The organism is Sphingobium scionense (assembly GCF_014197035.1).
GTDB lineage: Bacteria > Pseudomonadota > Alphaproteobacteria > Sphingomonadales > Sphingomonadaceae > Sphingobium > Sphingobium scionense.
The window spans coordinates 75,352-97,784 of the sequence record NZ_JACIEU010000019.1 but is presented as its reverse complement, the minus strand read 5'-3'; the positions used below and the strand labels follow the sequence as shown (position 1 = coordinate 97,784).

General features: G+C 63.4%; 21 protein-coding genes, 1 pseudogene and 1 other annotated feature. Of the genes and pseudogenes, 4 read left to right on the top strand and 18 right to left on the bottom strand.

Annotation, left to right across the window (positions count from 1 at the left end; translation table 11 throughout):
* The first annotated feature begins 74 nt into the window (after positions 1 to 74).
* Positions 75 to 187 (top strand) — a sequence feature (AL1L pseudoknot).
* A pseudogene (locus GGQ90_RS20450) lies at positions 95 to 1,018 on the top strand (IS3 family transposase); the annotation flags it as partial. It overlaps the preceding feature by 93 nt.
* On the opposite strand, the gene GGQ90_RS20445 reads toward GGQ90_RS20450, so the two are convergent.
* The 14 genes from GGQ90_RS20445 to fsa form a co-directional block, all read right to left on the bottom strand.
* Positions 982 to 1,677 carry a bestrophin family protein gene (locus tag GGQ90_RS20445; RefSeq protein WP_246428342.1) on the bottom strand — a complete coding sequence of 232 codons (696 nt, stop codon included), beginning with the start codon at positions 1,675 to 1,677 and terminating at the stop codon, positions 982 to 984. The pseudogene GGQ90_RS20450 and the gene GGQ90_RS20445 overlap by 37 nt on opposite strands.
* A gap of 52 nt (positions 1,678 to 1,729) precedes the next feature.
* A complete protein-coding gene (locus tag GGQ90_RS20440) occupies positions 1,730 to 2,110 on the bottom strand; it encodes a hypothetical protein (protein ID WP_343053952.1) in 381 nt (126 codons plus the stop codon).
* Between the two features lie 114 nt (positions 2,111 to 2,224).
* Positions 2,225 to 4,711, bottom strand: a complete 2,487-nt coding sequence (locus GGQ90_RS20435; protein ID WP_188083725.1) for a heavy metal translocating P-type ATPase — start codon at positions 4,709 to 4,711, stop codon at positions 2,225 to 2,227.
* 49 nt (positions 4,712 to 4,760) lie between these two features.
* Positions 4,761 to 5,162, bottom strand: coding sequence for a hypothetical protein (locus GGQ90_RS20430; RefSeq protein WP_246428341.1), 402 nt, complete (start codon positions 5,160 to 5,162; stop codon positions 4,761 to 4,763).
* A gap of 110 nt (positions 5,163 to 5,272) precedes the next feature.
* Positions 5,273 to 5,515, bottom strand: a complete 243-nt coding sequence (locus GGQ90_RS20425; protein ID WP_380766544.1) for a TFIIB-type zinc ribbon-containing protein — start codon at positions 5,513 to 5,515, stop codon at positions 5,273 to 5,275.
* 61 nt (positions 5,516 to 5,576) lie between these two features.
* On the bottom strand, positions 5,577 to 6,200 hold the full coding sequence (locus GGQ90_RS20420) for a cation efflux transmembrane domain-containing protein (protein ID WP_188083723.1): 624 nt from the start codon (positions 6,198 to 6,200) through the stop codon (positions 5,577 to 5,579).
* The gene (locus GGQ90_RS20415) at positions 6,193 to 6,687 is read right to left on the bottom strand and encodes an SRPBCC family protein (RefSeq protein ID WP_037480030.1); all 495 of its coding nucleotides are present in this window, start codon (positions 6,685 to 6,687) and stop codon (positions 6,193 to 6,195) included. The genes GGQ90_RS20420 and GGQ90_RS20415 overlap by 8 nt, the downstream gene beginning before the upstream one ends.
* Positions 6,688 to 6,749: 62 nt before the next feature.
* The gene (locus GGQ90_RS20410; protein ID WP_004210791.1) at positions 6,750 to 9,977 is read right to left on the bottom strand and encodes an efflux RND transporter permease subunit; all 3,228 of its coding nucleotides are present in this window, start codon (positions 9,975 to 9,977) and stop codon (positions 6,750 to 6,752) included.
* Between the two features lie 4 nt (positions 9,978 to 9,981).
* Positions 9,982 to 11,139 (bottom strand): efflux RND transporter periplasmic adaptor subunit, encoded by a 1,158-nt coding sequence (locus GGQ90_RS20405; RefSeq protein WP_010338225.1) that lies wholly within the window; start codon positions 11,137 to 11,139, stop codon positions 9,982 to 9,984.
* Positions 11,140 to 11,142: 3 nt separating this feature from the next.
* Positions 11,143 to 12,405 (bottom strand): TolC family protein, encoded by a 1,263-nt coding sequence (locus GGQ90_RS20400; RefSeq protein WP_037480033.1) that lies wholly within the window; start codon positions 12,403 to 12,405, stop codon positions 11,143 to 11,145.
* A 74-nt stretch (positions 12,406 to 12,479) separates the two neighbouring features.
* Entirely contained in the window at positions 12,480 to 12,815 is a 336-nt protein-coding gene (locus GGQ90_RS20395) for a hypothetical protein (RefSeq protein WP_037480035.1), read from the bottom strand.
* A gap of 620 nt (positions 12,816 to 13,435) precedes the next feature.
* Complete coding sequence (locus GGQ90_RS20390; protein ID WP_246428340.1) at positions 13,436 to 14,671, bottom strand: GGDEF domain-containing protein; 1,236 nt, start codon at positions 14,669 to 14,671, stop codon at positions 13,436 to 13,438.
* Positions 14,672 to 14,740: 69 nt separating this feature from the next.
* Positions 14,741 to 15,067 (bottom strand): antibiotic biosynthesis monooxygenase family protein, encoded by a 327-nt coding sequence (locus GGQ90_RS20385; RefSeq protein ID WP_188083721.1) that lies wholly within the window; start codon positions 15,065 to 15,067, stop codon positions 14,741 to 14,743.
* Positions 15,068 to 15,153: 86 nt separating this feature from the next.
* Complete coding sequence (fsa, locus tag GGQ90_RS20380) at positions 15,154 to 15,807, bottom strand: fructose-6-phosphate aldolase (RefSeq protein ID WP_004210778.1); 654 nt, start codon at positions 15,805 to 15,807, stop codon at positions 15,154 to 15,156.
* A gap of 171 nt (positions 15,808 to 15,978) precedes the next feature.
* Here fsa and GGQ90_RS20375 point away from each other — a divergent pair, with 171 nt between their 5' ends.
* Genes GGQ90_RS20375 through GGQ90_RS20365 form a run of 3 tightly spaced genes read left to right on the top strand, consistent with a single transcriptional unit; the run spans position 15,979 to position 18,982 of the window.
* The gene (locus GGQ90_RS20375; protein ID WP_246428339.1) at positions 15,979 to 16,599 is read left to right on the top strand and encodes a DUF2490 domain-containing protein; all 621 of its coding nucleotides are present in this window, start codon (positions 15,979 to 15,981) and stop codon (positions 16,597 to 16,599) included.
* A 38-nt stretch (positions 16,600 to 16,637) separates the two neighbouring features.
* Positions 16,638 to 18,806 carry a primosomal protein N' gene (locus GGQ90_RS20370; RefSeq protein WP_188083720.1) on the top strand — a complete coding sequence of 723 codons (2,169 nt, stop codon included), beginning with the start codon at positions 16,638 to 16,640 and terminating at the stop codon, positions 18,804 to 18,806.
* Positions 18,806 to 18,982, top strand: coding sequence for a DUF1289 domain-containing protein (locus tag GGQ90_RS20365; RefSeq protein WP_188083735.1), 177 nt, complete (start codon positions 18,806 to 18,808; stop codon positions 18,980 to 18,982). The genes GGQ90_RS20370 and GGQ90_RS20365 overlap by 1 nt, the downstream gene beginning before the upstream one ends.
* Here GGQ90_RS20365 and yfiB read toward each other — a convergent pair.
* The 4 genes from yfiB to ada form a co-directional block, all read right to left on the bottom strand.
* Positions 18,979 to 19,470, bottom strand: coding sequence for an outer membrane lipoprotein YfiB (yfiB, locus tag GGQ90_RS20360; protein WP_188083719.1), 492 nt, complete (start codon positions 19,468 to 19,470; stop codon positions 18,979 to 18,981). The genes GGQ90_RS20365 and yfiB overlap by 4 nt on opposite strands.
* A gap of 14 nt (positions 19,471 to 19,484) precedes the next feature.
* Positions 19,485 to 20,705 carry a diguanylate cyclase DgcN/YfiN gene (gene dgcN, locus GGQ90_RS20355; protein WP_343053948.1) on the bottom strand — a complete coding sequence of 407 codons (1,221 nt, stop codon included), beginning with the start codon at positions 20,703 to 20,705 and terminating at the stop codon, positions 19,485 to 19,487.
* 2 nt (positions 20,706 to 20,707) lie between these two features.
* A complete protein-coding gene (yfiR, locus tag GGQ90_RS20350; protein ID WP_223178369.1) occupies positions 20,708 to 21,247 on the bottom strand; it encodes a regulatory sequestration protein YfiR in 540 nt (179 codons plus the stop codon).
* A 92-nt stretch (positions 21,248 to 21,339) separates the two neighbouring features.
* Positions 21,340 to 22,428, bottom strand: coding sequence for a bifunctional DNA-binding transcriptional regulator/O6-methylguanine-DNA methyltransferase Ada (gene ada / locus GGQ90_RS20345; RefSeq protein ID WP_188083718.1), 1,089 nt, complete (start codon positions 22,426 to 22,428; stop codon positions 21,340 to 21,342).
* Positions 22,429 to 22,433 lie beyond the last annotated feature (5 nt).

Here is a 22,433-nt window from a genome sequence, read left to right as displayed (position 1 = left end):
CACCGCAAGTTCGCCGCCTAAGATCAACCCCCTGACGAGGTCCGCACTCCGCTAATCTACGCCGCGAGTTGTGCCGAATGTTCTGACGACGGACAGACCGCCCATTCAAACGATGACGGCTTTCATAGACGAGCATCGGGCGGAATATGGGGTCGAGCCGATTTGCAGGGTTCTGCCGATTGCCCCATCCACCTACCATGAGCGTGTCGCACAGCGGCGGGATCCGGGGCGGCTGTCAGATCGTGCCCGGCGCGATCAGGATTTGAAGCCCGAGGTCATGCGCGTCTTTGCCAAGAATTTCGGCGTTTACGGTGTGCGCAAGGTCTGGCGGCAGATGAACCGCGAGGGCTTTGCTGTGGCCCGATGCACCATCGAGCGGCTGATGCGCGATCTGGGTTTGCAGGGGGTAATCCGTGGCAAGCCTGTGCGAACCACGATCAGCAACAAGGCTGCGCCTTGCCCGCTCGATCACGTCAACCGGCAGTTCCATGCTCCGGCGCCCAACATGCTCTGGGTGTCGGACTTCACCTATGTCGCGACGTGGGCGGGCTTTGTCTATGTCGCGTTCGTGATCGACGTCTATGCCCGCTATATCGTGGGCTGGCGCGTCAGCAGGACTGCCCACGCCAGCTTCGTGCTGGACGCACTGGAGCAGGCTATCCACGAACGACGCCCTGTCCATCGGGGTGGTCTCATCCATCACAGCGACCGCGGATCGCAATACGTGTCGATCCGATACTCGGAGCGGCTTGCCGAAGCCGGGATCGAGCCATCGGTTGGTAGCGTCGGCGACAGCTATGACAATGCTTTGGCTGAGACGATCAACGGCCTTTATAAGGCCGAGGTGATACATCGGCGAGGACCATGGCGGTCCTTTGAAGCCGTGGAATATGCCACGCTGGAATGGGTGGACTGGTTTAACAACCGGCGCCTGCTCGAGCCCATCGGCAATATCCCGCCGGCTGAAGCTGAGGAACTGTACTACGCAATGCTGGACGACGTCCCCATGGCTGCGTAACTTAAACCAAATAGCCTCCGGCAAACCCGGGGCGGTTCAGTGAAGAAGTTCGGCATGAACTCGAAGCCGCCGGGCAGCGGCGTGTTCTTGATCCGCTCCATGCCACCCTGGGCATTGGCGATGTCGATCATCACTCGTTCGAACAGGGACTGCTGGATGGTGTCGATCTTCCCATCAGCCCGCGCTCCAGACACGATGCGAGACATGTCCTCGAGCAACGCATTGGGGCGGTTCGTACGCTCGGCAGCCACTTCGGCGGCCTCCTTGCCCGCCAGCCGCTCAATATCCTCTGTCGGATCCTGCCCCCGCAGCCGGCACCGCATCGCGTGCGCGAAAGAGATCTGCCGCAGCACAATAGCTTCCGCTTCCGGGCCAGCCGGCAATACATTGCGACACAACCGGGCGATGCTGCGCGACGCGTTGATCAAGGCGCCCCATAAGGTGCGCGCCTCCCACCAGCGGGCGTAAGCGGCGTTCGTCCGGAACCCGAGAAACAAGGCGATGGCCGTGCCGAACAGCGCGACCGGCAGCGCGGGCTCCTTGATCGGCATGAACCGATGGAAAATGGTGACCGCCACATCCCAAGCGAACAGGATGGTCAGCGGCTTCCAGATTTCGAGTATGATCTGCTGCAGGCGGGGACGCGCTCCGACGATCATCGCGGTGCTCCATTGTCTATGATGTGAGAGGTGTAGCGCCCAATTCTTAAAATCAGGGGGCCACCAAGGATTCAGGCTGACGAGCGCCTGTTCGGTTCAGGATGTCGAAATTGCCCTCGGCAAAGAAGCCTACATGCACCGGCCCGGGCGATAGGTTGTTCCAAGACCATTCGTACAAGCTGCCATGCTGGGGGCGTAACTCCCCCCGCTGAGCGCCTGAAGCAATCGTATCGGCAAGAATGGAGCCCTGGTGCCCATCTTCCAGGCGAAGGCGATAGCGGACCTTCGCCCCGAGACTGTCGCTCACGAACCGTACGGTCCCCTCGCCCGCCACATAGACTGCTACCCGCTGCGTTTCGCCCGGCCGGATCGTGAAGTGCATACGCTTCGCGGCGGGAGGATCATTGGGCGGTGCGTGCAGTACGCCGGACACCACCCACACTCCCACGACAGCGAGCGCGACGCATATCAATATGCCTGTCCCGACGAAGATGGCGTCGAATCGTCCGATCCTCACGTCGCGTCTCGATGGTGGCCCGCGCCCTGCTCAGGCACGGACCGGATCCCGATATGCCAAAAGCCGCAGCGCGTTGATGACCACCAACAGAGTCGATCCTTCATGAAGGGCGACAGCCGGTCCGATGCCAAGACCCAGGATGGTCGCCGGTACGAGGAAGGCGACGACCCCCAGGCTGACGAACACATTCTGCCTGATAACCCAGCGCGTGCTCCGGCTGAGGCCCACCGCGAACGGCAGGTGCGAAAGATTGTCGGCCATGAGCGCCACATCGGCTGTTTCCAGAGCTACATCCGATCCGGCTGCGCCCATGGCGATACCCACGGTTGCGGTCGCCATAGCTGGCGCGTCGTTCACGCCGTCACCGACCATGGCGACCTTCGTCTCTGCTCGCAGCTTCTTGATGGCCTCGACCTTGTCTTCGGGCATAAGATCGCCCCAGGCTTCATCGATCCCGACCTGCTTGCCTATGGCATCAGCCACCCGCTGGTGATCGCCCGAGATCATGATCATCCGCTTGATGCCGATCTCGCGCAGGCGTTCCAGCGCCGCGCGGGCTGCTTCGCGCGGCGTATCCAGAAGACCGATAGCCCCCATATCCCGCGAGCCGCTGCGCACGACCATGCTGGTCTGTCCTGCCTCCCGGAGCGTCTTGATCGCGGTATCCATCTCGGTGGACAGCGGGGCGATGCCGTCGCTGCCGAACATCTCGGCCTTGCCAATCAGAACTTCGTCCTCACCGACAAGAGCCGAGATGCCGCGACCCGTGAGGCTTTTCAGATTTTCAGCCTCCGGAACTGGATGATCGCCAATATGCTCGCGCCCATCTCGCGCAATTGCCTGGGCCAAGGGATGGTCGCTGAGGCTTTCTACAGCCACCGCCAGCGCCATTAGCTCTTCCTTGGTGACGCCAGGCGCCGGGATGATCTGCTGGATGCGCGGTTCGCCCATCGTCAGCGTGCCGGTCTTGTCGAATGCGATAGCGTCGAGCGAACCCAGCAGTTCGAGTGGGGCACCGCCCTTCACCAGGACGCCGCCACGCGCCGCACGGGCAACACCCGACAGCACGGCGCTCGGCGTCGCAATGGCCAACGCGCAAGGGCTGGCGGCCACAAGGACGGCCATCGCCCTATAGAAACTGTCGCGGAAAGGCTCGTCGACGACCACCCATGCGAATAGCAGCAGGAAGGCGAGTGCAAGGACTGCGGGCACGAAGAAGCGCTCAAAGCGATCCGTGAACCGCTGCGTGGGCGACTTCTGCGTCTCCGCCTCGCTGACCATCTTCACAACCTTGGCCAGCGTGCTTTCGCTCGACAGCCGCGTGACCTCGATCTCGATCAGGCCGCTGCCGTTGATCGTCCCGGCGAAGACCCGGCTGGCTGCCGCGACACGGTCGGGATTGGCACGGGCCGCCTCAGCGGTTTCCACAGGCTCCTTGTCGACCGGGATGCTTTCGCCAGTGACAGGTGCCTGATTGACCGCAGAATTGCCCTTGATGACGAAGCCATCGGCCGCAATACGCTCATCCGGCTTGATGATGACGACGTCGCCAAGGACCAGTTCCTCGACCGGCACGACGCTGGAGCCACCGTCCATCCGTCGAACGGTAGCCGTCCGCGGCGCCAGTTCGGCCAGAGCTTCGATCGCACGCTTTGCGCGACCCATGGCGTAGTGCTCTAGCGCATGCCCCAGACTGAAGAGGAACAGCAGCAAAGCACCTTCGGCCCATGCCCCAAGAGCGGCCGCACCTGCTGCTGCCACAAGCATCAACGTGTCGATCTCGAAGCGCTTCTGACGCAGATTTTCGATAGCCTCACGCACGGTGTAGAAGCCGCCGAAGACATAAGCTGCGATGAAGAGAGCGAACGGAACCCAGGCGGGTGCCGTCAGGAACGTCTCGATGAGGTAACCCACGCCCAGTGCGCCGCCGCAGGCCAAAGCGAAAATCAGCTCGGTGTTGGGTCCAAGCAGTCCGCCATGCCCATGATCGTGATCGTGCTTCTCGCCTGCCGGGTGATCGTGATCCTTGTCATGGTCATGTGCCGACGGCTTCTTGTCCGGAGCGGTGAGAGCCCTCGGGCTTACACCTGCATCGCGAAGCGCCGTAAGAATTCCATCTTCCGAAGTGAGCATACGATCGAACTCGACCCGCACTGTCCCAGGAAGAATGGCTTCGGCTTCGAGCACGCCTGACAGCGCGCGAAGCGTTTCGCCAATGGACCTGGCCCGCCTCTGGTGGCCGATGCCGTCGACCTCCCACACCACATGGCCGATGCGCTCTGCGATCTGCGTCCCCGCCGCCTTCGCCAGCTCCCGGATACGCGGAAGTGAGATCGCGTCCGGATCATAATGGATGCACAGCTGCGGCAGTGTGCCCGCTGACTCCTTGGTTACATGCACTTCAGCGACGCCGGGACGGCTTTCGATCAAGGATATCAGGCGCGAAACGCAGCCGTCAGCCGTGTCAGTGACTTCGGGAAGCAGCAGGGGGACATCGAGGCGGAGTTTTTCAATCATGACCATTATCCTGGTTGGGGCACGCTATCTTCGGCAGAAACAGTTGCCATCAAGGTGGATGCAGGCGTCCCTGCTTGCTGATCGTCCGAGTTCTCCTGCAGATCAGCGGTTTCTGATCGGCGCGTACCAGCTTCAACGTGTCTACGCCGGTCAGGCTGACGTTCAGCTTGTTGCCGACATAGGTCAGGCCCGTGTCGGGTGCGGTGAGCCGGATAGGCTTCTGATCCGGTAGGATGGCGAGATCTAGCGTCAGTCCGTCGACCAGGAAATCCCCATCGAGCTGGGTGCCATCCTCGCAGACATAGAGATGCTCGCCCACTAACGCTGGCGTTGAATTACGATCATGGCGACTTTCATCACCGCCGCTATTCTGCTGGCATCCCATCAGGCTGAGCATCAGGGCTCCTCCAGTCAGGGAGAGACGGCTCAAACGATATTGTTTCAGGCGCATGTTGTTTCCCGGATCCGGAGGATAAACTGTCGCCATGGGCGGCAATGGAAGCCGCCCATGACGCGGGCCGTTCTCACACACAGGGGTGGGTGCGGCGGCCAAACTGGTCATCAGTCGAACAGTTCACGCAGGAAGCCCTCGCGACGACCGTGATGGCCGCCCCGAGATCCATGGCCGTCACCACGATCGCTTCCATGCTTTGAGCCGAACACACCAAGCGTGCCTTCACGCCGTTCGACCGGCTGAGTTTCGCTGATGCTGCGTTCGATGATTTTGTCGAGTTCGCCGCGGTCGAGCCAAACGCCACGACACTGGGGACAATAGTCGATCTCGATGCCCTGTCGTTCGCTCATGAGCAGGTCGACCTTGCAGACCGGACAGGGCAGTCCGTTCGAAGGGGTACGGTTCGTCATGTCAGGCCTCCTTGATTTCTGGGCGGCCCTTGGCTTCCCGAATTTCGCTACGGGCGTCCTTGAGGATCTCGATCCCGCCCTTGATGGCGATCAGCGCAGTCGCGACGCCAACGAGAAGATCCGGCCAGTTTGTGCCGAGCCACCAGACCAGCACGCCGGCGATTAAAATGCCGCCATTCGAAATGAAGTCATTGAAGCTAAAGGTTGTAGCTGCGCGCATGTTGACGTCTGGCTGCTCAAGCCGTTGCAGCAGCCTTAGGCAGATAAAGTTTACGACGGCTGCCACGGCCGACATCGCCATCATGGCCGTGCCAATGGGCTCGCTGCCGTAGACATATCGACGACCGACATCGACAAGGATGCCGACTGCGAAGACCAACAGCATAGAGCCGGAGAACATCGCCGCCCGGCTCTTCCACATGACGCCTCGGCTCAGGGCTACGAGGCTCAGCGCATAGACGAGCGCGTCCGACAAATTGTCGACGCCATTGGCAATGAGCGCGCTGGAATCTCCGGTGAAGCCCACGACGAAGAAGGCAGCAAATATGAGAACATTGAGGATCAGCACGATCCAAAGCGTCTTGCGCTCCATTCCCTGATCGGCGCCAGTCGTTGCGCTATCCATCGCGCCTCTCCTTACCCTTGGTCACGTTGAGAGCACGACGCTTGTGACGATTGGCTGGGGCAACCGAGCGGACCGTTCGCTTCGTTGCTGCCATGAACCTTGCGTCCTGGATCTTCATCTGACGGCGAAGGCCCCCGGCTAAAGGGCGTGCCAATAATCCAAGGATGCCCTTGCACTCGAAACTGTGCCGGACGTGCAGGCCAGTCTCGTCCTCGAAAATTTCATATCCCTCTTCGATGCTGAAAAGCAGAAACGTCGCCGCTTTCCAGCGGATAGTGTCGGGCTTCTCATTGGCCACGATTATGGCTTCGAGCGATGCTCGCTTGCCCATCAAGGTCCAGGTCATGTCGATCTTGTTCCCAAGCTCGACGACCCCCGCACCAAAACAATAGTGCGGATGCCACGCCTCATAGCGATTGAGGTCGGCCAACAGTGTCCACGCCCGCAAACGCGAGATCTGAGGACTGAATATGGTTTCCTCTCTCATCGGTCTGATCCTTTCCTTCGATCAGGAAGAGGCGGGAGGGCAGTTGCTGCCCTCCCGTCACATCAGTGCTGCGGTTGAACAGACGGGGAGACCTCGATCTCTGGATCATCCTCCTCGACCATCGTCGTGCGGCCGTATCGCGCGTAGAGCGTCGGCAGGACGAACAGGGTCAGGAGCGTCGCAGAGATCAGGCCGCCGATTACGACCGTCGCCAGCGGCTTCTGGACTTCGGCGCCAGCGCCGCTGCCCAAGGCCATGGGCACGAAGCCGAGGCTTGCGACCAACGCCGTCATGACCACTGGCCTCAGACGCTGAAGCGCGCCCACCCGAGCGGCTTCGGCCCGGTCCATGCCGGTTCGCATGAGATCCTGAATGGAGGACACCATGACGAGACCGTTCAGGACCGCGATGCCGGACAGCGCGATGAACCCGACCGCTGCGGAGATGGAGAAGTCCATACCCCGAAGGAAGAGGGCCAGCACGCCGCCCACGAGGGCGAGAGGAACGCCGGTGAACACGATGGCGGCATCTCGGACTGACCCCAACGCGCCATAGAGGAGCAGCAGGATCAAAACAAAGCAGGCCGGGATCACCAGCTGTAGGCGTTCCTGAGCCGAAGCCAGATTTTCGAACTGGCCACCCCATTCGAGATAGCTGCCCGGCGGAAGACGCACTTCCTTACCAATGGCAGCCTGCGCATCCGCGACCACGCCGCCGACGTCACGGCCACGCACGTTCGCCTGGACTACTACACGACGCTTGCCGTTTTCACGGCTGATCTGATTTGGACCGTCGACGACGCGGATATCCGCAACGCTGGCCAGCGGAACAAACTGGCCGCTCGGGGTCGGCACCTGAACCTGACTGAGCAGCGAGATGTCACCACGCTGATCTTCGGAAAGTCGGATTACCACCGGGAAGCGGCGGTCGCCTTCGAAAATCATGCCCGACTGCTGGCCACCCAGCGTTGCGTTCACGATGTCCTGCACGTCCTGAGCGGTGACGCCGAGGCGGGCCATGGCGTCGCGATTCACCCGAATGTCGAGCATCGGAAGGCCCGTGGTTTGCTCGACCTTCACGTCGGCGGCCCCCTGCGTACGACGCAGGACGCTAGCGATCTTCTCAGCCGTCGCGTTCATCGAGTTGAAGTCGTCCCCGAAGACCTTGACCGCGATATCACCACGCACGCCGGCGATGAGCTCGTTGAAGCGCATCTGGATCGGCTGGGTGATCTCGTAGGCGTTGCCCGGGAATTTGGCGAGTTCCCCCTCGATCCGAGAGATGAGTTCCTCCTTCTTCAGGCTGGGGTCCGGCCATTCCTTCCGGTCCTTGAGGATTACGAACATATCAGTGGCGTTGGGCGGCATCGGGTCGGATGCCAGTTCGGCCGTACCGGTCTTGGAGAAGACGAACTTCACCTCCGGCTGCTTCGACATCATCTGTTCGATCGGCACCTGCATCGCCTGGCTCTGCTGCACCGACGTCGCCGGAATACGCAGAGCCTGAATCAGAAGGTCGCCCTCATCAAGCTGCGGCAGGAAAACCTGGCCCAGAGACATGAAGGCCAGGATCGCGAGAACGAAGCCGCCGACACCAGCGCCGACAGTGACTACAGGCCGCTTCATCGCCCGGTCGAGACCGGGTTCGTAGCGGGCCTTGAGCCAGCTCATGATCCGTCCTTCCTTCTCTTCGATCCGCTTGGACAGCCACAGGGCGATCGCGGCGGGAACAAAGGTCAGGGAGAGGATGAAGGCGCAAACCAGCGCGATGATTACGGTAAGCGCCATCGGCACGAAGGTCTTGCCCTCGACACCGGTCAGGGTGAGGAGCGGCACATAAACGAGGATGATGATCGCCTGGCCATAGACCGACGGCTTGATCATCTCCCGGGCAGCAGAAGCGACCGTATCCAGCCGTTCCTTCACGGTGAGCAGACGCCCTTCGTGATGCTGATGCTCAGCCATGCGTCGCAGGGCATTTTCGACGATGATGACGGCGCCATCGACAATGAGGCCAAAGTCGAGCGCGCCAAGGCTCATGAGGTTCGCTGACACCCCGGCACGCAACATGCCAAAGCCGGTCAGCATCATGGTCACCGGGATGATGACGGCGGCGATCAGCGCGGCACGGAAGTTGCCGAGCAGCAGAAACAGCACCACGATGACAAGGACCGCGCCTTCGCCCAGATTCTTGGCGACCGTCTTGATGGTCGAGTTCACCAGCGCCGTACGGTTCAGCACAGGCTGGACGATTACGTCTGGCGGCAGTGAGGCGTTGATCTCCTCCAGCCGGTTGGCGACTGCGGTCGCGACGGTGCGGCTATTCTCGCCGATCCGCATGATGGCGGTGCCGACGACGACCTCAGTTCCGTTTTCGGACGCCGACCCCATGCGAATCGCCTGACCGGTACGAACAGATGCAACCTGACCAAGGGTGATGGGTACACCTTCCCGGGTGGCCACCACGATCTTGGAAAGTTCGTCGGCGTTACGGACAAGAGCGTCCGCACGGACTGCCAGACCTTCGCCATTGCGATTGACGAAGCCGCCACCGACGCTGGTGTTGTTGCGTTCGAGGGCTGTGCTGAGCTGCGTCAGCGTGATCCCCATCGAAGCCAGGCGCTGGACGTCGGGCACGACGAGGAACTGCTTGGCATAGCCGCCAATCGAATCGACGCCGGCCAAGCCCTGCGTGTTCTTCAGCAGCGGCGAAACGATCCAGTCCTGCGCGGTACGCAGGTAGGTCGCCTTGTCGGTGTCGTTCGTCAGCCGTTCGCCTTCCGGCGTGATGTAGCTGCCATCGGGCTGCATGCCGGGTTCACCCGGCTGGTGCTTGTCGTCCTTGCGATGCTCCAGACGGACGGTCCACATATAGACCTCGCCCAGACCGGTGGCGATCGGGCCCATTTCGGGCGTTACGCCATCGGGCAAGTTCTCGGACACGCCTGTCAGGCGCTCGCCGACCTGCTGGCGGGCGAAAAAGATATCCGTCTGATCGGAGAAGACCGCCGTCACCTGCGCGAAACCATTGCGGCTAAGCGAACGGCTATATTCGAGGCCCGGAATGCCGGCGAGCGCAGTCTCGATCGGGAACGCCACCTGCTTTTCGACCAGTTCGGGCGAAAGCGCGGGCGCACGGACGTTGATCTGCACCTGATTGTTGGTGATGTCCGGCACTGCGTCGATAGGCAGGCGAGACAGGGCGGCGGCGCCGATCACGGCGGCAATGGCGGTCAGCAGCAGGACGAGCCAGCGCTTGTGAACCGCCCATGTTACGATTGGGGCGATCATCGGCTCAGTCCTCCGCGGCTTCGCTCTTGCCGAGTTCGGCCTTGAGCGTGAAGCTATTGACGGTGGCGATCTCCTCGGTGCCCTTCAGGCCCGACTTGATGATCACGCTGTCGCCGGCACTGTCGCCCAATTGGACGGCGGTTGCCTGGAACCCGGTCTTGGTCCGCACAAAGACGACCGACCTGCCCTCCTCTGTCTGCACTGCAGTCAGCGGCACACGGATCGCGCCATCGCCGCCGCTGCCGGTGAGCGCGACCGATGCCGTAACCGGCTCGCCGACGCGCCAGAGGCCATCACGATTGTCGAGAGTCGCGATGACGGGAACCAGTCGCGTATTGGCATCGAGCGCCGGCGACACGAACGTCACCTTCGCGGTCGCCTGTCGACCAGCTGCCTTGATATTCACCGTTGCGCCCGGACGCACCCGGCCCGCATCCTGCGGCTGCAGGTTGAGCGAAAGCGACACGCTCGAAAGGTTGGCGACGCGGAACAATTCAGCATCCGCCGCGACCGTCTGCCCCAGCACCACGCTGCGGCCGATAACCTGACCCGACATAGGCGCCACGATGCCGATGCGATTGAGGCCGCCGCCACCCGTGCCCGCAGCAGAAACCTGCTGCTGCGCCAGACGAAGGGCGATGCGGGCTTCGGTCGCCGCAGTGCGGGCAGCGATGAGATCCTGCTCAGGCGAGACGCGCTGCGAAAACAGACGCTGTTCGCGGGCGAGATTGCTGTTCGCCAGAGACAGCCGTGCGCGAGCAGCTTCGGTCTCGGCGTTGAGCGAGGCGGCCTCGCGGCTCTCGATCACGGCAAGCGTCTGGCCGCGACCGATCGACTGCCCAAGGTTACGGGTCAGCGAAACCACGCGGCCACCGATCGCGGCCGATACCACCTGCGTGCCCTGAGGGTCGCCATCGATGGTAGCGGGGAGCTCGATCGTGCCCGAGCCGCCCATCATCGGGCGCGCCGTCTGAATGCCAGCCGATGCGATCTGATCGGCCGAGAGCGTGATCTTGCCCTCTTCGGCTTTCTCCCCTGCCTTTGCTTCAGCAGCGGGTGCCGCGTCGTTGGACGGATTCTCCTCGGCACCGCTTCCGCAAGCGGCGAGCGCCAGCATCAGGGACAGGGGCAAGGCGGCGTAGATGATCTTCTTAGATGTCATGGATCAGTTCCCCTGTTCCGGCGCGGGCGCTGTCAGGCGCTCCAGTTGCGCGCGGGCATTTTGATAAGAGGCAAGTGCGTCGATGGCGGCGAGACGCGTCTGAGCAAGCGTGCGTTCTGCATCGAGCAGGTCGAGCTGGCCGAACTTGCCTTCGCGATAGCCGATGCGAGCAATATGGGCCGCTTCCTGGGCCGCCTCAAGGGCAGGACCAGTAGCCGTCTGTGCAGTGACTGCGGCATTCGATGCCGATGTCTGCGCGTCGGTGATTGCCTGCTCGACATCGAGTGCCGTCATACGCTTCTGGGCTTCCACCTGATTGCGCTGCGCGCGAGCCTGCGCGACAGCCGCCTTACCCGAATTGAAAATCGGGATAGGCATCGTGACCGTGAAGATCAGGGCCGTGTCGTTGGTGGCTGACAGCCTGCGTAAACCGGGGCCAGCTTCGAGATTGGGGACTCGTTGAGAATTGGCGAGTCGGACATTGGCATCAGCTACGGCAAGGTCCGCGTCTGCGGCAGCCAGGGCCAGCGTACCTACCGCGCTCGGTGGGACTTCGGGACCATAGCCACGTGGCAAGCGCTCCAACCAAGCCGTATCGAGCGGTCCGCTCATCGGTTGCCCAATCCGACGCTCAAGATTGGCGCGGCTGGCCTGTGCCAGCCGAATGGTCCGAACCAGTTCGGCGTCGGCGTTGATCTTCGCGACATTGGCGCGCTGCTCCTCAATCGGAGAAGCACGGCCGGCCTTTACCCGTACGCTCGCGGCATTCGCTGCGTCGCCAGCGATGCGCGATTGATCGCGTGCCGTCTGGACACGCCGTTCGGCAGCAGCCGCTTCGATATACAGCTGCGTGACCTGCAGCCTGATGTCTGCCTGCGTGATCGCCGAGACTAGCAGCGCCTTGTCGGTCTGGGCATTAGCGACCGCGATGCGTGCGGACCGCTTGCCACCCAGTTCTATGGGAACAGCCATGCTGACCGTCGACTCGGCGCTACCAACGCCGCGATAGGGTCCGCTTCCCGCGATATTTTCCACCTGCGTCTGCACGGTGGGATTGGGACGAAGGCCAGCGACGGTACGTGCGGCGCGAGCCGCTTCGACATTGGCCTGCGCGGCTTCGGCCGCCGGGGCGCTGCCACCAGCTGCGGCAACCGCCTCATCAAGCGTATAGGGTGATGCCCCCGCTACCGCAGCGGGCATCTCCTGTGCCTGCGCCACAGCGACGCAGGACACGGCAGCCAATAAGGCTGCAATGGATCGGAACATGAATAGGAATCCTGAACACGAGTCATGGACGACCGGCGGCCTGAATTCAGGCGCAACGGTCCATTATGGCTCTGTCAGGCTATAGGTGGGCGCAGGTCGGGGCCGATGGCCCAACGCTTGGACGGGATCGGTGCAGGAATGAACGCAGGAGCGTTCACCGCGGAGGGGAGCATATCATCGCTGGCCGAAGCCGGCACGAACGCCGGAGCGCCCTGACAACCACCATGATGGTGCGGCATGCCCTTGTCAGCATCGCCCTGCGTCTGGTCCGCATCGCCATCACTATGCACATAACCGGAGCATTCGATGGTGGGCGCCTGAGCGTTAGGAACTTCCTGGGCATGCACCATCGTCGTCGTCAGCATGGACAACGAAATCAGGCAGAGCAGGAAACGTCCCAAGCGGCGCATGACAGGCTACATAGTAGGCTTTCCGCAGAATGTCATCTGCAAAAGTAAAATCGCGGCATATTGGACTGTTTCTGAATGATACATCAGATCATTGTGCCATGATAGCGCACTGATACACCATATCATCACGGATTAACTTTACCTAAACTATGATGCGGTCGAATATACATCAGGGCGTAGATAAGAATCATTCGAATAAATTTACATATCATCCCAGATACAAGGCTCAATTTACCAAAATAGCCAACCCCCGTCTTATGGGCATTACAGAACCATCGGAATAACGCAGCACATCAGGCAGAGGCTTTGTGAGATCGCTTCATTGGCAATGCCTGCATGGCCTTCCGCTCACCTCAGAAGCGCCCCCTCATTCGTCATCATTGATATGATGCTGCTCAACGCCGAACGTGTCCGCGATCTGCCCGGGACCTCGCCGCGACCTTCGTGAATCTGATTTGTCGGCATGGCCGCCAGCGACACTTGTCCGCCAGCGGATCCCTTTGTAGCGCGCATAAAACAAGGATCGGAGCAGAAGTTGACAATGCCCCCCTTCCAGAGGAGCAGAAGTTGAAAATCAGCCGTGATCCTCTGATGACAAAAGCACCGGAAACTCTGGAGGGTCAGGAGCAGACTTCCTGACAACCGACACACGCGCGGCGTGCCACTTTGGCGAGACGCAGCGGCGGGCTTGCGCCGCCCTGTTCCGCACCCGATTCAAGCGAGATGCGGTCACGCCCCTTCCGTTTGGCATCATACAACGCGCGATCCGCCCGGTCGAACAGATGCGGCATCGCCTCTATTCCCCTGACGCTGGTCGCCGCGCCGATGCTGGTCGAGACCGGCAGGGTCAGCCCGGCAATGTCCGCGCCGCTCTGTGCAAACCGATGGCAGATGCGGCGACCAAGCGCCGGCAGATTTTCGGGCGGAAGACCGAACAGCAGAACGGCAAACTCATCCCCGCCCAGCCGCGCCACCAAAGCATCGACGGGCACGCTGTCCGTCAATATCCCGGCCAGCGCCGACAGCAGTCGGTCGCCCGTCGCGTGACCAAAGCCGTCATTGACCGCCTTGAAATGATCGACGTCGCACAACAGCAGTGCCACCGGCTGACCGGCCCGCCGCGCCAGCGCCATGCCAGCGGTCGCCTTCGCCTCGAACGCGCGGCGATTATAGGCCCCGGTCAGCGAATCCCGCTCGGCCAGGGCCGTGATCTGCCGTTCGCGCCGGTGACGCACGGCCGCCAGCATCAGCAGCGCCAGCGACACCTCGACCAATATGCCCTCATAGAGCGAGGCCTTGATCAGCAGCCCCTTGAAGCCGATCAGGCTGACGAACAGGCCCGGCATGAATATCAATCCCGACTTGGCGAGGTAGAACATGCCATGGCCGAGGAAAATATGACCCAGCCGCACCGCATCGCGCACTTCGCTGGTGCGACGAAGCGACAGCAGGAGGGACGCGGCCTTGAGCGACAGGATCGCGACCAGCGCCGAATTGACGAGGCCGAACAACGCTGTGCGATCGCTCGCCGGATCGGTACCCAGCAGCGCCACCCAGACCAGCAGCACGCCCAGCCAGATGCCGGGGAGGCGTCGCCCGGCAAAGGCCGCCGCCCCCTTGGCGAACAAAAGGTGCGCCACCACCAGCAGTCCATTCGCCAGCCAGACATAGAGGAGAAAACTGTCCGGCGTGCGCAGCACCGACATGCCGCTGCCTACCACGATGGTCGCGAATCCCGCGCTCCACCAGGCGAGCGAGCGCACCTTCGCCAGCCGCCATTCGGCGGCCAGCACCAGCGCCGCAACAAGGGCGATGGCCTGGGTCATGAGCAGCATGGTGACGGCGTCGATCGGCATGGACAGGTTCATTGGGGAAAGGAGCGTGCTATCTAGCCGAATATGCTGAACAAAAGGTTCTCGCCCGGCTCAGCTCGTCGCACGCACCAGCAGGTCGTCGGTGACCGTCATGGTGAAGATCGGATCGGCGTCCACCGGCACTTCGGCGATCGCGTCAACAAAGGCAGCGCGGGTTGCCGGATCATCATAGACCATCTTCGCGTCGAAAGCCGCGCGCCAGGTCGCTTCGTCCGGCCATTCGGCGTAGCCCACGAACCGCCCATCCGCATCACGGTGCAGGCGCGATCCATAGCTGCCATATTTTTCACGGATGAGGTCGGTGCCGCGGCGCCAGGCTGCGCGGAACTGTTCTTCCTTGCCGGGGTGGACTCGCCACCAATAGACCGCGACGAACATGGCCCTCTCCTCCTGCGGAGATAATGGCCGAAGGGTCGCAGGCGTTCCGGCGGACAGGCACATCGCCCGCCCGCCGGAGCATCAGATCAAAGGATCGACTGGCCGGTCTTGGCCCAGTCCGACATGAAGCCGGCAATGCCCTTGTCGGTCAGCACATGGTTGAACAGCGCCTTGATGACCGCCGGCGGCGCGGTCATCACGTCGGCACCGATCTTGGCGCTGTCGAGCACATGGATCGGGTGACGGACCGACGCGACCAGGATTTCGGTGTCGAACGCGTAATTGTCGTAGATCAGGCGGATGTCTTCGATCAGCTGCATGCCGTCGAAGCCATTATCGTCATGACGGCCGACGAAGGGCGAGATGAAGCTGGCGCCGGCCTTGGCCGCGAGCAGTGCCTGGTTGGCCGAGAAGCAGAGGGTGACGTTCACCATCACGCCATCGTCGGTCAGCGCCTTGCAGGTCTTGAGGCCGTCGATCGTCAGCGGCACCTTGATGCAGACATTGGGCGCGATCTTCCGCAGGACGGCCGCTTCCTTCATCATCGTCTCATGGTCGAGCGCAACGACTTCGGCCGACACCGGGCCGTCGACGACGCCACAAATTTCCTCGATCACTTCCAGGAACTTGCGGCCCGATTTGTGGATCAGCGACGGGTTTGTGGTGACGCCGTCCAGCAGGCCGGTGGCGGCCAGGTCACGGATTTCGGCAATGTCGGCGGTGTCGACGAAGAATTTCATGGGATGCTCCGGGGCAGGATTCGCGAATCGGCTCCCTTTAGCGGCTGGCCGATGGATTGGCCATCGGGGCGAGCGGCAATTGCCCCGGTGATCGAACCGCTTTAAATTTTGCCCGACAGGGGAGCGGTCTCGATGCCTGCGATGCGCCCATATGCTTATATACCCCCCCGCATGCTCACCCTGGCCCTGCTCGCCTTTCCCTGCAGCGTACAGGCCGCGCGGGACGAAGGCCAGACATGGCTCAGCACCGGCGTCGTCGCACAGATTGACGATAACGACCGGGTCAGCATCGAGATGAACTATCGCCTGCGCCCGGGCAATGACCAGTTGCTGCAACGGTTGACGATCGACCACCGGGTCGCCGACGGCGTGCATCTGGGTGGCGGCTTCGCGTTCGCGACCAGCCGGCCCCAGAAGGAAATGCGTTTCCACCAGCAGTTGGTCGTCGACCTGGGCGTGCTGCAGAGCCGCACCCGGCTGGAACAGCGCTATATCGACAGCGCAGCGCGACCGGCCTGGCGCTTGCGCGAACGCATCCAGCTCGACATTCCGCTGGAACGGGAGCGAAACTGGCTCCTCGTTACCTCTGCCGAATTTTTCTTCGAACTGCACAGGCCAAGTGCGGTCAAGGATAGCGAACTGGTCACGACCCGGCAGTTGATCGGCCTGCGCCATGTGCTGACGCCGCGCCTGGGCATCCAGTTCAGCTATATGCGCCAGCATAGTTTCCCCGATGACCGTCCCGATGAGGTCGTCCATGTCCCCTGGCTGGCGATCGCCTGGCGGCTCTGACGATTTGCCAGAACGGCAAGAGCAGTTAAGGACGCTGCATGGCCCGCGCCCGTGTCCTCCTCCTCAATGCCGCCCTCGGCCCGCTCGACTATCGCATCCCCCATGGCATGACGGCCAGGCCGGGCAGCATCGTGGTCGCCCCGCTGGGGCCACGCCAGCTGGTCGGCGTGGTGTGGGACGAAGGCTCCTTTCCCGATGTCGAGACGGTCGGCGACAACCGGCTGCGCAACCTGCTGGAAGTGCTGGACGCGCCGCCGCTGCCCGAAACGCTGCGCCGGCTGATCGAATGGACCGCCGACTATTATCTCGCCCCGCCCGCCGCGGTGCTGCGCATGGCGCTGGCGTCGATGTCGGCGCTGGAGGGCACACGCACCGTCATTGAATATCGTGCCACCGGCCAGCTGCCCGATCGCATGACCGAACAGCGGACCCAGGCGATGGAGCGGATCGGCGAGCGCCAGGGGCTGGTGCGCGAACTGGCGATGATCGGCGGGGTGAGCGACGCGGTGATCCGCGGTCTGGTGAAGGCCGGCGCGTTCGAGCCGGTCGAGGTCAGCGTCGACACCCCCTTCCCCGAGCCCGACCCGGCCCACGCCCCGCCCGCCCTGTCAGACAAGCAGCTGGAAGCCGCCAGCCAGATGGCCGACGCGGTTCGCGCCCATGAATTCACCCCTTTCCTGCTCGACGGCGTCACCGGATCGGGCAAGACCGAAGTCTATTTCGAGGCGATCGCCGCAGCCATCCGCGCCAGCAAGCAGACCTTGGTGCTGCTGCCCGAAATCGCCCTGACCGAACCCTTTCTGGAGCGGTTCGAGAAGCGCTTCGGCACGGTCCCGGTCAACTGGCATAGCGGCCTGCGCCAGAGCGAACGACGCCGCGCCTGGCGCGCGATCGCGGCGGGCGAGGCCCGCGTCGTCGTCGGTGCCCGCTCCGCCTTGTTCCTGCCCTACCCCAATCTCGGCCTCATCGTCGTCGACGAGGCGCATGAGGCGAGCTTCAAGCAGGAAGAAGGCGTCCATTATCACGCCCGCGACGTCGCGGTGATGCGGGGCCTCATCGAACATTTCCCGGTCGTTCTAGCCTCCGCCACCCCGGCGATCGAGACACGGCACCAGGTCGATCTCGGCCGCTATCGGGAGATCAAGCTGCCCGCCCGTTTCGGCGGCGCGCAGATGCCCGATATCAAGGGGATCAACCTGCTGACCGATCCGCCCGAGCGCGGCCGCTGGATCGCGCCGCCGCTGGTGGTGGCGATGGAGGAAGTGCTGGCCAAGGGCGAGCAGAGCCTGCTCTTCCTCAACCGGCGCGGCTATGCCCCGCTGACCCTTTGTCGCCATTGCGGCTATCGCTTCCAATGCCCCAATTGCACCAGCTGGATGGTCGAGCATCGGCTGACCAAGCGGCTCGCCTGCCATCATTGCGGCCATGTCATCCCGGCGCCGCGCTTCTGCCCCGAGTGCAAGGAAGAGGACAGCCTGGTCGCCTGCGGCCCCGGCGTCGAGCGCATCGCCGACGAGGTGAAGGCGCTGTGGCCGCAGGCGCGGGTCGCCATCGCCACCTCCGACACGCTGCATTCGCCCGCCCGCGCCGCCGATTTCGTGAAGTCGGTCGAGGCCGGCGATATCGACATCATCGTCGGCACCCAGCTTATCACCAAGGGCTATCACTTCCCCAACCTGACGCTGGTCGGCGTGATCGACGCGGACCTGGGGCTGGAGGGCGGCGACCTACGCGCGTCCGAACGCACATTTCAGCAGATCATGCAGGTCGCCGGGCGCGCCGGACGCGGCGAAAAGCCGGGCCATGTCTTCATCCAGACCCGCATGCCCGATGCGGAGGTGATCCAGGCGCTGATCGCCGGCGACAGCGAGCGCTTCTATCTGATCGAGACCGAAAATCGCCGCCGCGCCAACGCCCCGCCCTTCGGCCGTTTCGCCGCGATCATCATCTCCAGCGAGGATAGCGACGAAGCGGCGCAAACCGCCCGGCTGATCGGCAAGTCGGCGCCGCAGGTGGACGGGATGCGGGTCTATGGCCCCGCCCCCGCGCCGCTCTCCGTGCTGCGCGGCCGCCATCGCCACCGGCTGCTGATCCATGCCACGCGCCAGATCGACATCCAGTCGGTGATCCGGGAATGGCTGGGCAATCTGGTGTGGAAATCGACCACTCGCGTCGCGGTGGACGTCGATCCCTACAGCTTCATGTGATGGCCGCGCCGATCGACAGCCCCTGCCGCAATCTCTGCTCGCTTGATGCCGAGCGGAAGGGCTGCACCGGCTGCGGCCGCACCCTCGACGAAATCGTCCACTGGCGCAGCATGACCGACGCCCAGCGCACCGCCGTCATGGCGCGGGTGAAGGAGTTCGAGCCAATCCCGAGTTAGAGCGGCATGGCGTCGTTCGGCGCGACGATGATGACCACGCGGCGATTTTCCTGACGGCCGACCTCGCTGTCGTTGCTTGCCACCGGCACCCTCAGGCCCATGCCCACCGGATGCAGCGCCGCCGGCGCCATTCCGCCCGCCGCCAGCGCATCGGCCACCGCCTGCGCCCGCTTCTGCGACAATTGCTCATTATAGGCGGCCGTTCCGGTATTGTCGGTATGCCCCTCCACCTTGGCGCCACGCACATCGACCGCCACCAGCGCACTGGCAATGCGGCTGATCACATCGCGCTGCGCCGGGATCAGCACGCTTTGATCGGTGGAAAAAAGCAGACGGTCGGCCATGCCGAATTCCCAGTTGCTACCCACCGGTTGGAAGCCGTTGGCGCGCAGCACCGTCTTCTGCGCCTCGGTGAAGCCGTCACTCGGCTGCACCGTCTGACAGGCCGCCAGCAGCGTCAGCGCCAGCAGGGAAAGAAGCTTTCGCATGTTGTTCCTCATAATCAATTCCTGCCGTCGCCCCGCGCCTTGGCCGCATACATGGCCGCGTCGGCATGGCGCAGCAGCGCGCGCGGATCGACACTGTCCTGTGGATAAAGGGCGCTGCCGATGCTGAGCGAGGATCGGATGCTGACCCCGCTCGGCAGCATGATCGGCTGGATCATCCCCTCCCCGATCTGTCCCGATAACTGGTCTGCCTCCGTTCGGGTCGACCCGGCCGCCAGGATCAGCGCGAACTCGTCGCCGCCCAGGCGGAAGGCCATGTCGCCCGGCCGTAATGCCATGCGCAGCCGCGCGGCAATGACGATCAACATGACGTCGCCGGCATCATGGCCATGGCTGTCATTGACCTGCTTGAATCGGTTCACATCGACATAGATGACCGCGAAGGATGTGTCACTTTCATCAGCCTGCGCCATGGTCGCCGTCAGCTCCCGCTCGAACATCGCGCGATTGCCGAGCCCCGTCAGCGGGTCGCGCGTCGCCTGGCGCTCCAGGATGCGATTCTCGTTCAATATGCCGGCGTGCCATTCATCCAGCTCGTCCAGCAATGCATTGAAATCGCGCGCGAACTGATCGACTTCCTGGATACCCGCTGCGGGCACGCGACGATCAAACTGGCGATCGGTGCGGACCGCGTGGGCGACGTCCGCAATATGGGCGAGCGGCCCCGTCACGTCGCGCTGCAATCGGCGCGCGAGCAACTGGGTCGCAACGATGGTCAGGCCAAGGCAGGCCAGCGCAGTCGCAACCCCCGACAGGATGTAGCGCCCCAGGCCGCCGGCATCACCGAACACCTGCACTTCAGCGACGACAACCGGCCCATGATGGACCGGCACCCGCACCGGACTGGGCCAGAACAGCGCGTCTACGATCCGCGACAGGCCGCCCGTCATGCCGCGATCGGGCTGGTTCCAGGCGGCGATCAGTCGGCCGTCGCGACCATGGAGTTCGACCGATCGCACGCTTTCGGATGCGGCCACCGTGGCAATCCCGCGCCGTGCCGCATCGACATCATCGAACACCAAAGCCGGTTCGACCGTATAGGCAACGGTCTGCGCGATCAGCGTCAGGTTGCGCGCGGCATAGCCGCGAATGACCGTGACACCTGTCACCGTCAGGGTCAGGCCCGCCATCAACACCGCGAACAGGATCAGGCGCAGATGCGCCCGCGCCAGCAACTGGCGCAAGGTCGGCATCGCGGTCGGGCTTGGTTCGGCCACGGTCAATAGCCCCCCTTCGCCACGCGCAGCACGCGCGGATCGACCCGCACCGTGGACCGCGACACCGCATCGATGTTGAGTTGGAAGGACAGGGTCTGCGGCGCAAACAACAGGCAGAACATCGCCCCACCCGCGCAGTCGCGATCATCCTCCGCGATCGTCAACACCGCATTGCCCCGCACGGCGGCGATCAAGCGCTGACGCACCGCCGCGTCCAGGCTTCCCAGATAGAGCGCATCGCAGCGCGCGGCCGGCGCGGCATCGTCGGCGGCCAATGCCACCGTGGCGATCCGCGCCCCGTTCGACAGGCTGATCTCGTCCAACTGGTCACCATGAGCGACAGCCCCGGCCATGCACATGCGCACGACTGGCCGCTCGGTCGGCCAGCGGGTAAATTCCAGGATCGATCCGACCATGCGCGCGACGCCAGCGGCCATCCGATCCGGGCCGGGACCGATCGGCATCGCTACCGGCCGCGCCAGCGGCAACGCCACTGTCACCGTCGGTGTCATCAGCAACAGCCAGAACAACAGACTACGCAAGCCCAACCGCCCCCATCGAAGAAGGCGCGAGCCTATAGTTAATCAAAAGTTAAATTACGAGAATATTGTGACGCAAGCGGATCGAGAAACGGTTATTCACCTGTCGTCTTCGCTGTCATCTTCGCACGGCGCTCCCGCTCCAGCAGGCTCCGCTTGCGGTCGACTCCATAGGCATAGCCACCCAGGCTTCCGTCGCTGCGCAACACGCGGTGACAGGGCACCAATATTGCCAGGCCATTGTCGCCACAGGCTGTCCCCGCCGCGCGCACGGCGCCCGGCCGGCCGATCGCCGCGGCGATCTCGCCATAGCTGCGGGTCTCTCCCGCCGGGATCGCCCGCAAGGCGGCCCAGACCGCCTGCTGAAAGGCGGTGCCACCGACATCGGTCGGCAGGTCGGCACCCGCCCCCGGATCATCCACCAGTGCGGCCACGGCACTCGCCCAGCGATCCAGCGCGGCGTCCGCCGGCAACAGAGTCGCGTTGGGGTATCGGCGGCGCAGGTCCGCCTCCCCTTCCTCGAAGGCGATGCGGCACAGGCCGCGCTCGGTCGCCGCGACCAGCAGCGCGCCCAGGCTCGTCCCGATTACGACATGGCGGATATCGACGCCCCGCCCGCCCTCCCGCCAGGCACTGGGCGTCATGCCCAGATGCCGCTCGGCATCGGCATAGGCGCGGCTCGGCGCATTATAGCCGGCCTCATAGATCGCATCGGTCACGCTGCCGGGCGTCGCCAGCGCCGCCTTCAGCCGATCGGTGCGCAGATCGCGGGCATAGGCAGCCGGGGTCAGGCCGGTGATCCGCTTGAACAAGCGATGGAAATGATGCGGCGCATAACCGACATGGTCGGCCATTGCCTCCAACCGAAGCGGCACTTCGGCCGCGCGGATCAGGCGGATCGCCGCCTCGACCGCCTGCTGGTCGCGCCCGACCTCATCCGGACGACAGCGCAGGCAGGCGCGAAAGCCTGCCGCCCGCGCCGCCGCGCCATCAGGCAGGAAGATCATATTCTCCCGCTTCGGGTGCCGCGCCGGGCAGCTCGGCTTGCAATAAATGCCGGTGGTCAACACCGCGCCGACGAAGGAGCCATCCTGGCGACGGTCGCGCGCCAGAAAGGCGGTCCAGCAGTCTTCGGCATCGGGCATGGCGGCCGGGACGGGTTCGGGGCGTGTCATCTGGTTCATGGATA